Source organism: Streptomyces sp. NPDC020958, from assembly GCF_055562175.1.
Genome location: NZ_JBVHFU010000003.1, coordinates 393,553 through 407,277, shown reverse-complemented (window position 1 = coordinate 407,277; position 13,725 = coordinate 393,553). Strand labels below are relative to the sequence as shown.

General features: G+C 72.9%; 10 protein-coding genes. 4 read left to right on the top strand and 6 right to left on the bottom strand.

All coding sequences use genetic code 11. From position 1 onward, the window contains the following. Positions 1-192: 192 nt before the first annotated feature. Positions 193-1,056, top strand: a complete 864-nt coding sequence (locus tag ACZ3KP_RS12060) for a phosphotransferase (protein ID WP_467498641.1) — start codon at positions 193-195, stop codon at positions 1,054-1,056. Between the two features lie 100 nt (positions 1,057-1,156). Here ACZ3KP_RS12060 and ACZ3KP_RS12055 read toward each other — a convergent pair whose 3' ends face one another. The 4 genes from ACZ3KP_RS12055 to ACZ3KP_RS12040 all read right to left on the bottom strand — a co-directional run bounded on the left by ACZ3KP_RS12055 (position 1,157) and on the right by ACZ3KP_RS12040 (position 5,527). Then, a complete protein-coding gene (locus ACZ3KP_RS12055; protein ID WP_467498639.1) occupies positions 1,157-1,876 on the bottom strand; it encodes an exonuclease domain-containing protein in 720 nt (239 codons plus the stop codon). A 116-nt stretch (positions 1,877-1,992) separates the two neighbouring features. Continuing rightward, entirely contained in the window at positions 1,993-3,234 is a 1,242-nt protein-coding gene (locus tag ACZ3KP_RS12050; protein WP_467498637.1) for an SAV2148 family HEPN domain-containing protein, read from the bottom strand. Between the two features lie 102 nt (positions 3,235-3,336). Then, complete coding sequence (locus tag ACZ3KP_RS12045; protein WP_467498635.1) at positions 3,337-4,653, bottom strand: copper amine oxidase; 1,317 nt, start codon at positions 4,651-4,653, stop codon at positions 3,337-3,339. A gap of 58 nt (positions 4,654-4,711) precedes the next feature. Continuing rightward, the gene (locus ACZ3KP_RS12040; protein WP_467498633.1) at positions 4,712-5,527 is read right to left on the bottom strand and encodes a Tat pathway signal sequence domain protein; all 816 of its coding nucleotides are present in this window, start codon (positions 5,525-5,527) and stop codon (positions 4,712-4,714) included. Between the two features lie 196 nt (positions 5,528-5,723). On the opposite strand from ACZ3KP_RS12040, the gene glgX reads away from it, so the two are divergent. From glgX to ACZ3KP_RS12025, 3 genes are all read left to right on the top strand, one after another. Beyond that, positions 5,724-7,832, top strand: a complete 2,109-nt coding sequence (gene glgX, locus ACZ3KP_RS12035) for a glycogen debranching protein GlgX (RefSeq protein WP_467498631.1) — start codon at positions 5,724-5,726, stop codon at positions 7,830-7,832. 83 nt (positions 7,833-7,915) lie between these two features. After that, positions 7,916-10,261: a malto-oligosyltrehalose synthase gene (gene treY / locus ACZ3KP_RS12030; RefSeq protein WP_467498629.1), complete on the top strand. Its 2,346-nt coding sequence runs from the start codon at positions 7,916-7,918 to the stop codon at positions 10,259-10,261. Positions 10,262-10,546: 285 nt separating this feature from the next. Beyond that, complete coding sequence (locus ACZ3KP_RS12025) at positions 10,547-11,797, top strand: M14 family zinc carboxypeptidase (protein WP_467498627.1); 1,251 nt, start codon at positions 10,547-10,549, stop codon at positions 11,795-11,797. A 49-nt stretch (positions 11,798-11,846) separates the two neighbouring features. Here the strand turns inward: ACZ3KP_RS12025 and ACZ3KP_RS12020 are convergent, their stop codons facing one another. Both ACZ3KP_RS12020 and ACZ3KP_RS12015 read right to left on the bottom strand, forming a co-directional pair. Continuing rightward, complete coding sequence (locus ACZ3KP_RS12020) at positions 11,847-12,266, bottom strand: SSI family serine proteinase inhibitor (RefSeq protein ID WP_467498625.1); 420 nt, start codon at positions 12,264-12,266, stop codon at positions 11,847-11,849. After that, positions 12,263-13,630, bottom strand: coding sequence for a M14 family zinc carboxypeptidase (locus ACZ3KP_RS12015; RefSeq protein WP_467499242.1), 1,368 nt, complete (start codon positions 13,628-13,630; stop codon positions 12,263-12,265). Before ACZ3KP_RS12015 ends, ACZ3KP_RS12020 begins: the two co-directional genes overlap by 4 nt. Positions 13,631-13,725 lie beyond the last annotated feature (95 nt).

Sequence of the window (13,725 nt, the reverse complement as noted above, 5' to 3'; positions counted from 1 at the left end):
CGGAAAGCCGACGGGCCCGACCTGTCGACCACGTCCGGGGGACCGTCCGAACCGGCCACGGTCAACGGCTTGCCTCCTGGTGAGGCACCGCGCACGCGGTCCGGCCTTCGCGGATGCGAGACTGGCCGCCGGACGACGGGCGCGCGCGGGCGCGGGCGCGGGCGCGTGGGCAGCGGGAACGGGAGGCGGACGGTGGACGAGGCAAGGGCGCGGGACGTGCTGGCCGCGGCGGACGTTCTGTCCGGTGCGGCGGCCGGCGCCTCGCTCCTGGCTCTGGGCGAGAACGCGGTGTTCGGCGCCGGGGACCTGGTGGTGAAGGTCGGCCGGGACGCCGAGCTGCTGGACCGGGCCCGGCGCGAGCTGGAGATCGCCGGCTGGCTGGCGGAGGCCGGGGTGCCGGCCGTACGGGCCGCCGAGCCGAAGGCACGGCTCGTCGAGGGCCACCCGGTGACGGTGTGGCACCGGCTGCCGGATCCGGTACGACCGGCCGAACCGAGTGATCTGGCCGCACTGCTGCGGACCGTGCACGCACTGCCCTCGCCTCCTTTCGGACTGCCGCCCCGCGAGCTGCTGGGCGGAGTGGAGCGCTGGCTGCGGCTCGCCGGCGACGCGATCGACCCCGCCGACGCGGCGTACCTCCGGGAGCGCCGGGACGGTTTCGCCGCGGCCGCGGCCGCGCTGACGCCGCGTCTGACGCCGGGCCCGATCCACGGGGACGCGCTCCCCCGCAATGTGCACGTCGGCCCGGACGGCCCGGTCCTGGTCGACCTGGAGACCTTCTCCTCGGACCTGCGCGAGCACGACCTCGTGGTGATGACGCTGTCGCGGGACCGGTACGGCCTGGCGGCCGACGCCTACGACTCCTTCACCGAGACCTACGGCTGGGACGTGCGGGAGTGGGAGGGCTGCGGCGTGCTGCGCGGGGCCCGGGAAACGGCGAGCTGCGCGTGGGTGGCCCAGCACGCCCCGAGCAACCCCAAGGCGCGGGCGGAGTTCGAACGCCGGGTGGCGTCGCTGCGGGAGGGCGACGAATCGGTGCGCTGGTACCCCTTCTGAGCCGCGGCCCTTCGCGGAGCGCCCCGAAGGGGCGCGAGGAACGGCGCGACCAGCCCCCACCGGCCCGCGCCGGAAGCGGACCGGCTGTCCGGTGGGGCGCTCAGACCACCTCGGCCGGCTCCCGCAACGGCCACGCCCCGTCCACCACCGCGTCCGCGTCCCCCTTGCGGCGCAGGAACTGCTGGAAATCCGCCGCCCACTGCGCGTACCACTCCACCTGACGCCGGTGCAGCTCCGCCGGACCCAGCGCCGCGATCTTCGGATGGCGCTCGGCTATCGCCCCGGCCAGCCGGGCCGCGGCGAGCGCGTCGGCGGAGGCGTTGTGCGCGGCGGTGAGGGTGATGCCGTACTCGGCGCAGACCGCTTCCAGGTTGCGCTTGCCGCGGCGGTAGCGGTCCACCCAGCGGTCGATGGTGTACGGGTCGACGACCGGTGCCGGGTCGAGGCCGCCGAGGCGGTCGCTGAGGGACGGCAGTCCGTGCCGGCGCAGTTCCGCCGAGAGCAGGGTGAGGTCGAAGGTCGCGTTGTAGGCGACGACCGGGACGCCCGTCCTCCAGTAGCCGGTCAGGACGTTCGCGAGGGCGTCGGCGACCTGGTCGGCCGGTCCCCCCTCGGCCGTGGCCCGTTCGTTGCTGATGCCGTGCACCGCCACCGCGTCCGCCGGGATCTCCACGCCCGGGTCCGCCAGCCATTCCCGGCGGCCCAGCTCCTGCCCGGCCCTGACCTCGATCACGGCCCCCGTGACGATCCGCGCCTCGCGTGGATCGGTACCCGTCGTCTCCAGGTCGAAGCCGATCAGGAGCTCCTGGTGCCAGCCCATGGGCGGCCCCCCTTCTTGGTGGTGCTTTCCCCCAGTGGTCTCCACCCTCGCATGCGCCACTGACAATCAGAGGACCGCGTTCCGGTTACCGGCGCGCGTCCCTCCTCGCATCCCCGTCAGGACACCGGACGCGAATCCGCCCAAGCCATCTCGAACTCCTCGCGATAGGTGGGGAAGAGACCCGTTTCCACCATCTCGTCCGACTTGACCACCTTGTTGCCGTTGCGCAGCACCAGCACCGGCGACTCCATCCCGCGGGCGCCGCGCAGGTAGGACTGGATGATCGCGATGCCGTCGGCGCCGTCGCCGTCCACCAGGTAGGCGGAGAAGCGGGGCGTGTCGTCGTACACCTGGATCTCGAAGGCGCCGGGGTCGCGCAGCCGGGAGCGGACCCGGCGCATGTGGAGGATGTTCATCTCCACCGAGCGGGCCAGTTCGCCCCGCTTCATCCCCAGTTCGCGCTCGCGGCGCTTGACCGCGCTGGAGGCCGGGTTGAGGAAGAGCAGGCGGATCCGGCAGCCGGTCTCCGCGAGGCGGACCAGGCGGCGGCCGGAGAAGTTCTGCACGAGCAGGTTGAGGCCGATGCCGGTGGCGTCCAGCCGGCGGGCGGCGCCGAAGAGGTCCTCGGCCGGGAACTGGCGCATCAGGCGCACCCGGTCGGGATGGACCGCGACGACGTCGGCGTACCGGTCGCCGACCAGGTCCTCGACCGCGTCCACCGGCAGCCGGCGCGCGGAGGGCACGTCACCGCCGGCGCCGAGCATCTCCAGCAGCCGGGCGGAGGCGCGTTCGGCCTGGTCGAGGACGGCACCGGACAGGGCACGGTTGCGGGAGACGACGTTCCGGGTCACCTCCAGCTCGTCGAGGGCGAGTTCGACGTCCCGGCGCTCGTCGAAGTACGGCTCGAAGCAGGGCCAGTGCTGCACCATCAGCTCGCGCAGCTGCGGCAGGGTGAGGAAGCTGAGCACGTTGTCGTCGGCGGGGTCGAGCAGGTAGCCCTTGCGGCGGCTGACCTCGCGGACCGCGACCGCCCGCTGGACCCACTCCTGGCCGGCCGGACCGGCCGCGGCGACCACCCACTCGTCGCCGTGGACGGGTTCGTAGACGGGCCGCAGCACGGCGGCCACGACGGCGCGCATCCGCTGTTCGACGAGGTTCAGCCAGATGTAGGCACGGCCCGCCCGCTGGGCGCGCGTACGCACCTCGAGCCAGGCGTCGGCGTCCCACTCCAGCTCCGGCCCGATGGAACCCGTGGCGTCCATCGGCCGGGCCAGGGACACCGCGCCGGGCGGGACGTCTGTGGAGTTCCCCTCGTGACCCTCGTCACCAGGGGGCAGCTCCAGGCCTCCCGAGCCCACCCGTGCACCGCCTTCCGCTCCCCCGAGCTCTCCCCATGCCAACGATCAAGGAAGGGTACTCCGGGAGTGGTCGGCGGTGCAGCCGGATGGACAGGTCGTTTCTCAACTACCGTTTCCGGGCTGACCGTTCTGATCGGCGAGGGCGGCCGGCGTGAGCGGATTCATAGCGGTCACGTCACGCGGGGCGATGGAGAAGCCCTGCCAGTGGACCGGCATCGGCTGCTGGTCCTCGTCGCGCGCGATGTGATGGAAACCGACGTTCACCCAGACCACGGGGTTGGTGAGGGTCTGCCCGTCGACCCACTGGTCGACGTTCTTGGGGTGGCCGTTCGCGCAGCCCGGGTTGTTGCTGGCGAACTGCTCGCACGCGTTGTACTGGGTGAAGTAGACGTCGTGCTTGGTGAAACCGTGACCCGGGTACTTGTTGGTGGCGCCCTGGACGATCTCGTACGAACGGGCGTGGCCGTCCTTGTTCTTGCCGGCCGTGCTGACCACGCGCCACCAGCGCATGTTCTTGGAGTCGCCGGCGAGTTCCTTGGTGACGCTGGTGCGGGTGGTCCTGTTGGTCGGCGCCTCCTGTCCGCGTGCCGGTGCGCTGACCACCGAGTCGTACTGCTCGACACGGCTCCTGGAGGAGCCGTCGAGGTCGAAGTCCAGCTTCCAGAACACGTTGTGGCTGTGGCTGGTGGCATAGGCGTGGGCGCCCTTGCCGATCGGCCAGCCGCGGCCGTCACCGGCGTCGTAGTCGCCCGGCGAGAGGCTGCCGGTGGCGCCGACGTTCATGTTGATCGTGCCGTCGTCCTGGAAGCGCCACTCGGTCATGTACTCGTACCAGCCGACCTTGTTGACGCTGTAGACCAGCAGGTCCTTGCCCTGCTGCTGGTACACCCGGTTGCCGGTGTCGGCCTGCATCCGGTACGCGTGGCCACGGGAACGGGTCGTGGTGCACAGGCCGTTGACGTTCGGGTGCGCCGGGTCCCACGCGTCGGGCACCTTGACGCTCTTGATGGTGCCGCCGGGGCACTCGGCCGGGGCCAGCGGCATCAGGCCCTGGGCGAAACCGAAGCCGGTCAGGTCGTCGTACTCGACGCTGCCGTCGTCGTACGGGACGTCGATCTGGGCGAGGCGGGCGCCGGAGAGGACCTTGATGGGGGCGGCCTCGCCCTTGGGCTGGTAGGAGATGTGCTCCAGGACCAGGCCGGCCTTGCTGTCGTAGCGCCAGCACATCCGCCAGGTGGTGCCGGTGGAGAGCTTCTGCTCGATGCGGTAGGCGGCGGAGCAGTCGGCGGCGGCCGCCGCGGCCGGCTTGGGCTGGGCGGCGGCCGGTCCGGCCGCCGTGGTGGCGCCGGCCGCCAGTGCGGCGGCGGACAGGCCCACGGCGGCCGTCCTGCGGGCACGGCGGATTCTGTTCGGGTGCATGACGAGGTGACTCCTGGTACGGGAGATGCCGAGTGGGAGGGTGAACGGGGAGCCGGGCTCAGCGGCCGAGCTTCACGACCTTGCGCGCGCTCAGGTCGACGATGAACGACCTGGCGTCGATCCACGGCCCGTTCTTCACCTTCGGGAAGAGCCGCACGCAGCGGTGTTCGCCGCACTTGTCGAGCGCGGCCGGCTGGGCGCCGGGGACGGCGCGGTAGACCGCGCTGTTCAGCAGCAGCTGCCGCTCGGGGTCGGTCAGCTGCCGACCGGTGGCGTCCTTGAAATCCGCCTTCAGGCCGGCGCCGAGCGGGTCGGCGATCAGCAGTTCGAGGGCCGCGACGTTCTCGTCGTGGCTGAGCGGCGGCTGGACGCCCCGCCGGGTGGTGGTCCGCTCGACCTTGCCGGAGGCGAGGTCGACGGTCCGGGTGACGAGGCTGTCGTCGCGGTAGTCGTAGAACGTGACGTCCGCGCGGCGCGGTGCGTTCGCGCTGTCCAGTTCGTCCGCGTCCGGCTCGGCGAGGTCGACGCTGAGCCGCTGCGGGCCGCGGCGGCCCTCGACGTCCTCGCCGGCGTCGACCATCTGCCGGCTCAGGGCGAGCTGTTCGACGCGCCGGGTCTCGTCGTCGGTCAGCGGGTCACTGCCCGTGCCCTTCGCGCCCTCGGCGGGAGCCTGTTCCACCACGCCGCCCTTGACGGCGTCCTGCCCCTGGCCCGCCTGCTGCGCGGCGACCGCCCCGGTCCCGTCGCGCCCCTGCGGTTCGTCCGCCCCCGCCGTCCCCGGCAGGGTGATCCCGACCATCACGGCGGTCCCCGCCACCGCCAGTCCCGCACCGGCCACCACCTTGCCCAGATGGCGGTGCACTATTTCGCGCACATCTTCCCCCTGCTCCCCCTTGGTCATCGGGAGTACGTGTCTGCCCCACTGGTTCGGCACACTTCGCCCCACGGGGCGCTGTGTGCACTGGTCGCCGGGTAAGAGGGGCGTAAGACAGGAGGGGTTCCATTACTTTCGGGCAGACTCATGACCAAGGCGCCCTCGGGCGTAACGCACACCTGGAAGAGTCGACTTCATGCAGGTCTGGCCTGGAGAGGCATATCCGCTCGGCGCGACGTACGACGGCGCCGGGACCAACTTCGCGGTGTTCACCGAGACCGCGGACCGAGTGGAGCTGTGTCTGCTGCACGACGACGGCTCCGAGACGGCCGTGGAGCTGCGCGAGAGCGACGCCTTCGTACGGCACGCGTACCTGCCGGGCGTGATGCCCGGCCAGCGCTACGGCTTCAGGGTGCACGGCCCGTACGACCCCGGGCGCGGGCTGCGCTGCAACTCGGCGAAGCTGCTGCTCGACCCGTACGCGAAGGCGGTCAGCGGGTCGGTGCGCTGGGGCGAGGAGGTGTACGGCTACCACTTCGACGATCCCGACAAGCGCAACGACCTGGACTCCGCGCCGCACACCATGACGTCGGTGGTGATCAACCCGTACTTCGACTGGGGCGACGACCGCCGGCCACGCACCGAGTACCACCACACGGTGATCTACGAGGCCCACGTGAAGGGCCTGACCATGCGCCACCCGGGCCTGCCCGAGGAACTGCGCGGCACCTACGCGGGCCTCGCGCACCCGGCGCTGATCGAGCACCTGGTGGAGCTGGGGGTGACCGCGCTGGAGCTGATGCCGGTCCACCAGTTCGTGAACGACCACCGGCTGGTCGACATGGGCCTGAACAACTACTGGGGCTACAACACCATCGGCTTCTTCGCCCCGCACAACGCGTACGCCTCCTGGGGCGACCGCGGCCAGCAGGTGCTGGAGTTCAAGTCGGCGGTCCGGGCGCTGCACGAGGCCGGGATCGAGGTGATCCTGGACGTGGTCTACAACCACACCGCCGAGGGCAACCACCTGGGTCCGACGCTGTCCTTCAAGGGTCTGGACAACCCGTCGTACTACCGGCTGACCGACGATCCGCGCTACTACATGGACACCACCGGCACCGGGAACTCACTGCTGATGCGGTCCCCGCACGTACTCCAGATGATCATGGACTCGCTGCGGTACTGGGTGACCGAGATGCACGTCGACGGCTTCCGCTTCGACCTCGCGGCGACCCTCGCACGGCAGTTCCACGAGGTGGACCGGCTGTCGTCGTTCTTCGACCTCGTACAGCAGGACCCGGTGGTCTCCCAGGTGAAGCTGATCGCCGAGCCCTGGGACGTGGGCGAGGGCGGCTACCAGGTGGGCAACTTCCCGCCCCTGTGGACCGAGTGGAACGGCAAGTACCGCGACACCGTGCGCGACCTGTGGCGCGGCGAGCCGCGCGCGCTCGCGGAGTTCGCGTCCCGGCTGACCGGCTCCTCCGACCTCTACCAGGACGACGGCCGCCGGCCGCTGGCCTCCATCAACTTCGTGACCTGCCACGACGGCTTCACCCTGCACGACCTGGTGGCCTACAACGAGAAGCACAACGAGGCCAACGGCGAGGACAACCGGGACGGCGAGAGCCACAACCGCTCGTGGAACTGCGGGGTCGAGGGGCACACCGACGACCCTGGCGTCCTGGAACTGCGCGCGCGGCAGATGCGCAACTTCATCGCCACCCTGATGCTGTCCCAGGGCGTGCCGATGATCGGTCACGGCGACGAGTTCGCGCGCACCCAGCAGGGCAACAACAACGCGTACTGCCAGGACAACGAGCTGTCCTGGGTGGACTGGCCGGCTCCCGAGGACGACACCGGGCTGCTGGCCTTCACGCGCGCGATGGCGCGGCTGCGCAAGGAGCACCCGGTCTTCCGGCGCCGCCGCTTCTTCCACGGCCGGCCGGTGGAGGGCACCCACGACGAGCTCTCCGACATCGCCTGGTTCACCCCCGAGGGCCATGAGATGACCCAGCAGGACTGGGACTCGGCGCAGGCCTCCGCCCTGACGGTGTTCCTCAACGGCAACGCGATCTCGGAACCGGGGACGCGCGGGGAGCGGATCGCCGACGACTCGTTCCTGCTGATGTTCAACGCGTCCCCGGAGCCGCTGGAGTTCGTGGTGCCGGTGAACCACGGACGGCAGTGGGAGGTGGTGGTCGACACGGCGTCGGCCGAGGGGGTGCCGCCGGGGCGGAAGGTGGACGCGGGGGCGAAGCTGACGCTGGTGGAGCGGAGCCTGACCGTCCTGAAGAGGCCGGCGTAGGCATGTGCGCCACGCAGGCGCGATCGGACCCCACCGAACCGCACCGTGACACGAATCCCGACGAGACGGGTACATACGTCCGCATGACAGCCGAGCGAACCGCCCCCGCCGTGCCGACCTCCACCTACCGGCTCCAGCTCCAGCCCGACTTCCCCTTCTCGGCCGCCGAGGCCGCGGTGCCCTACCTCGCCTCGCTCGGTGTCTCCCACCTCCACCTCTCCCCCGTCCTGGAGGCCGTCCCCGGCTCCACGCACGGCTACGACGTCGTCGACCACGCGCGCGTGCGCGAGGAACTCGGCGGCGAGGACGGGCTCCGTGCGCTGTCGGGGACCGCGCGGGCGCACGGCCTCGGTCTGGTCGTGGACATCGTGCCGAACCACATGGCCATGTCGCCCCGGCACAACCACGCCCTGTGGGAGGTGCTGCGGGAGGGCCCGAAGTCGCCGTACGCGCGCTGGTTCGACGTCGACTGGGAGGCGCAGGACGGACAGCTGCTGGTACCGGTGCTCGGCGCGCCGGTCGGCGAGGTGCTCGGGCAGCTCACGGTCGACGGTGAGGTGCTGCGCTACCACGAGCACGCCTTCCCGCTCCGCGAGGGCACCGCGGACCTTCCGCTGCCGGAACTGCTGGACGCCCAGTGGTACCGCCCGGTGTGGTGGCGGCTGGCCCGGACGGAGCTGAACTACCGCCGGTTCTTCAGCATCTCGGAGCTGATCGGGGTGCGGGTGGAGGACCCCGAGGTGTTCGACGCCACGCACGCCAAGATCCTCCAGTTGCTGCACGAGGGCGTGCTGGACGGGCTGCGGATCGACCACCCCGACGGGCTCGCCGACCCCACCGGCTATCTCGCCCGGCTGCACGAGGCGACCGGCGGCCGCTGGACGGTGGTGGAGAAGATCCTGTCCGACGGCGAGCACCTGCCGGCCGCCTGGCCGGTCGCCGGGACCACCGGGTACGACGCGCTGCGGCATGTGGACGGCCTGTTCACGGACCCCTCGGGGGCGAGTGAACTGCTCGGCCACTACCGGCGGTTCGCGGCTCCGGCGACCGATCGCGGCGGCGACTGGGAGGCGACGGTCCGGCAGGCGGCGTACCAGGTGGTCGCCCATGAGCTGGCCACCGAGACGGACCGGCTGACAAGAGTGGCCACGCGGGTGTGCGCGGCCTCGCCGGACCCCGCGTTGCGCGACCGGGCGCCCTGGGCGCTGCGCACGGCCCTCCAGGAGCTGCTGGTACGGCTGCGGGTGTACCGGCCGTACGGCGTCGCCGACGCGGCCGCGGTGGTCACGGAGCAGGCCGCCGAGGAGGCCCGGCGGGAGTTCCCGGTGGCCGAGGAGGGCGGCGCGGTGGACGTGGTGCGCGGGCTGCTGGTGGCCGGGGACGCGCCGGGCTCGGACGAACTGCGTACGCGGTTCGCGCAGACCGCCTCGGCGTTGCGCGCCAAGTCCGTGGAGGACACGGCGTTCTACCGCTATGTGCCGCTCCTGGCGGCGACCGAGGTGGGCGGCGACCCGGGCCGTCCGGGCGTCTCCCCCGAGGCCTTCCACGCGTACTGCGCACGCGTGCAGCGCGACTGGCCGCTCACCGGGACGGTGGTGACGACGCACGACACCAAGCGCAGCGCCGACGTGCGCGCGGCCCTGGCCGTGCTGACGGAGTCTCCGGAGCGCTGGGCGGACGTGCTCGACGAGGTGACCCGGGAGGGCGGGGCCGCGCCGGACACACAGCTGGCCTGGGCCGCCTGGCAGACGGTGTTCGGACTCGGTCCGGCCGCCCCGGAGCGGGTACGGGGGGCGTTGCTGAAGCATGTGCGCGAGGCCGGCCTGCACACGAGCTGGACGGAGCAGGAGCCGTCGTACGAGGAGGCGGTGGACTCGTTCGTCGCGGCGGGGCCGTGCGGGGCGCCGGGCGAGCGGGTGGCCGCCTTCCGCGCGTCGCTGGCCGCGCCGGTCCGGGCGAACGTGCTCGGCACGGCGCTGGTCCATCTGACGATGCCGGGGGTGCCGGACGTCTACCAGGGCACGGAGGGCGAGTTCCGGGCGCTGGTGGACCCGGACAACCGTCGTCCGGTCTCCTTCCCGCCCGCCGGTGCGGGCGAGAAGGACGCGGTGACGGCGGCGGCGCTGCGGCTGCGGGCGCGACGGCCGGACGTCTTCGGCGACGCGGCGACGTACACCCCGTTGGCGGCCGAGGGCCCGGCGGCGGCGCACTGTCTGGCGTTCGCGCGCTCCGGTGCGGTGGTCACGGCGGTGACCCGGCTGTCGCTCCGGCTGGCCGCGGCGGGCGGCTGGCGGGACACGGTCCTGCCGCTGCCGCCGGGCCGGTGGGCCGACGTGCTGGCGCCGGGCCGGGAGTTCACGGGGCACGCGCGCGTGGCCGACTTGTTCGAAGGACTGCCGGTGGCGCTGCTGGAGCGCGTGGACGACTGAGGCACACGCCCATGAATTCACCCGCAAGAATCCACCCGTAATAGTGAATTTGAAGCATGCTTGAGGTGTTGCTCGCGCCCGGTGGTGCGCGGCTCGCGTCGGGGCTGGGCGCGCGGAGCCCGTCCGCGCCCCGTCCGCGCTCCGCGAGCCTGCCCGCGACGACGGCCCGGAGAGACCACCGGACATGCCTTCGGGCGCCCCCCGGAGCCTCCCCGGGGAGGTTCTTGACAGTTCACCTATCACGTGGGGGACTGGGAAAAGCGAAGCAGGGCGGACAAGACGGGGGTGAGTCTCCTGCCGGAGCTGCGTTACCCCAGCGTTCCCGAACTGGTCGCGACCGCCCGGGCACTGGCCGCTCTGCGGCCCGGCCTGTGCAGGTTGCGGCAGATCGGCGTCTCCCGCGCGGGCAGACCGCTGCACCTGCTCTCCGTGGGACACGCCCGGCGGGCCGTGCTGGTGGTCGCGGGCGCCCACGCCAACGAGCCGGCCGGGGGCGGCACGCTCCAGGCACTGGCCGAGCGGGTGCTGAACGAACGCGGGCTGCGGACCGAGACCTCCTGGCACTTCCTGCTGTGCGCGGACCCGGACGGCGCGAGTCTCCACGTCACTCCGGCGCCGCGCAGCCTGTTCGACTACCACCTCGGGTTCTACCGCCCGTCGGGTCCCGAGCAGCCGGAGTGGTCGCCTTCGGTGTTGCCGCCCGACCGCCTGCCGCCCGAGACCGTGGCCCTGCTCGGGGTGATCGACGAGCTGCGCCCCTACCTCCAGGTGTCCCTGCACGGCACCGATCTGGGTGGCAGCTGGGTGCAGCTGACGAGGGACGTACCGGGGCTCGCCGAGCCGTTCGCCAAGTCCGCCGCGGAGCTGCACATCCCGGTGGAGACGGGTGCCTCGGACGCCGCGGGCTGGCCGGCCTCCGGGCCCGGCGTGCGGGTGATGCCGGAGCCCGGGGCGGGGCTGGCGTACCCGAGCATGCCGGACGACGCACGGCACAGCACCTGGTACCACGCGCACCGCTACGGCGGTCTCACGGCGGTGGTGGAGGTGCCGATGTGGGCGAGCGACCTGGTCGACGACCCGGCGCCGCACCCGGCGCCGGCGGCGGCGATGCGGCGGCTGGCACGGCGGTTGCTGCGGGACTCGCAGGAGGTGGAGCGGGTGCTGGCCGAGGCGCTGCCGCGGCTGGACGGCCCGGACGGGCCGCTGCTGCGGGCGGCCCGGTGGGCGCTGGCGCTGATCCCCGGGCTGGCGCAGGACTGGATCCTGCGGCCGCCGATCGACACCACCAGGGCGTACATCGGCAGCGTGGACGCCTTCGGGCGGCGGCTGCCGCTACGGGCGGCGTCGATGCTGCTGCGGGTGCTGCGGGAGGCGGACGACCGCGCGGCGCCGCACCTGGAGGAGCTGGTGGCCTCCTGGTGCGACGCGTACGCGGCACGATTCCAGGCCCGCTGGGTGCCGCTGGAGCGCCAGGTGGAGCACCAGTCGCGAACGGTACTGGCGGCCGCACAGCACGCCCGCGACCTGGCGGCGTGAGACCAGGGACCCGGGGGCGGACGGGTCGGGGCGGGCGGACCGGGCGGGCTCAGTCCAGGGCGAAGACCGGTCCCGTGCGGGACTCCAGCACGCAGGCGTTGGAGAACCTCTCCCGGTACTCGATCGGCCGGCCGTTCCACTCCCCGCGCGCCTGGGCGGTCACCGGCGCGTAGACCATCGGGCACATCGCGCCCTTGACCGGGGCGAGCCGCGCGATGTCGCCGCCCACCGCGTCCAGTTCGGCACAGGCGTCGGCCGCGCGTGCGTATCCCTGGGGCGGGTCGCACAGCAGCAGCGCGCCGCGCGTGCCGGAGGCTCCGTCGCCCCGGGTGACGGTCAGGTACAGGTAGTCGCCGCTCCCGGTGTGGCGCGGTGCCACGGCCTGGGCGGGGGCGGGGACGGCGGCGAGCAGGGCGGCGGACGCCAGCAGGGCACCGCAGGTCGCTGTCGCTTTGCTGAGACGGGTCATTCCCCGTGCATCGGCAGGACGGGCGCGCTCCCCCAGCCCGGCTCACCCGAACGAGCGGCCGCGCGCGCGTGGCGGTGCGCCAGTTCGAACGCGCTCAGGACCACTCGGGTCTGGTACTCGGCCTGGCGTCCGACCGGGATCCACCGGGCGCCCAGGTTGTCCTGGTAGTCCGCGCACCAGGTGTCGATCAGCCGGTCCAGGTCGGGCAGGGCGCCGGCCGGGTCCCGCCCCGTGCTGCGCAGCAGCCGGTGCAGCAGCCCGGCGGTGCGCAGGGCCAGCCGGCGCCCGGCGATGCGCAGGGCGGCCAGGTGGGCGGTGCTGAGCGGGGGCAGCGGCCGGGCGCTGCCGGCGTCGGTGCCGGGGTCCCAGGCGTGGGCGAGGCCGGGGCCGACGAGCAGGTAGTCGTCGATCGGCGCGAGCAGCCGGGCCGCGTCCGGTGCCGCGGCCAGCTGGGGCCTGATCCGGGCCAGGACGGCGTCCAGGAGGACCGTGTCGTGGCGCAGGGTCCGGCTGACGGCGCGCAGCGCCGTGTCCCGGTCGGCGGGCGGCGCGCCGTCCTGGACGGCGGCCACGCCCCACATGGGTGCCTCGACGATGGCGGTGACGGTGCCGTGCCGGTGCGGGTGGAACCAGGTGGACTCGACGGCCGCCTCGGTGATGGCGGCGGCCAGGTCGCCGCGCCGGGGCGGTGGCACGCGGTAGACGGCAGGACCGAGGGTGGGCCAGTACAGGGTGTCGTAGGCGCCGAGTTCCCGGGGGATGCCGAGCCGGGTCGCCGTGTGCGCGACACGCTGCGCGAGCCCCGGCAGGTCGCGGGTCAGCTCGACGAAGCCGCCGCCGACGTCGACGCCGTGCAGCGAGCACTGGAGGAAGGGCCGCAGTTCGTCCTGGAGGCCGAGCAGCGCCCGGGTCTCGGGCAGGGCCACGGCGTCCGGTCCCTCGGGCAGCCACTCGGGCTGTTCCAGGAAGCCGGGCCGGAAGAAGTTCCGGAAGTAGTGGCCGAGGGTGTACGGGCCCGCCAGCCAGCCCTCGTTGCGGCGGGAGCCGTCCGGGTCGAGGCAGAGCAGCAGGTTCCAGGTGACGTCGGCGTCCTCGGTGAGCCGGGCGTCGGCGAGGACCCGGTCGGCGAGGCGCAGCACGGTCGCGCCGCCGACGGGTTCGTTGGCGTGCGGGCCGGCGACGACGAGCGCGTGCCGGGTGCCGTGACCGATGGAAAGCAGCCACATCGGGGTGCCCGCGCGGGAGGTCCCGACCCTCCGCAGCCGGGCGTCCCGGGGGCGGTCGGCGACCAGCGCGGCCGCCCGGGAGGCCAGTTCGTCGACGGACGGGTAGCGGAGGAGGGGCGGCAGGACACACACCTCCACAAAGCGGTGCCGTCGGTTCACATGATGTGTAAGGCGTACGCACAGTCAGTCACGACTCGCCGGGGTACGTCAACACCGCTGCCGACAAACACTTT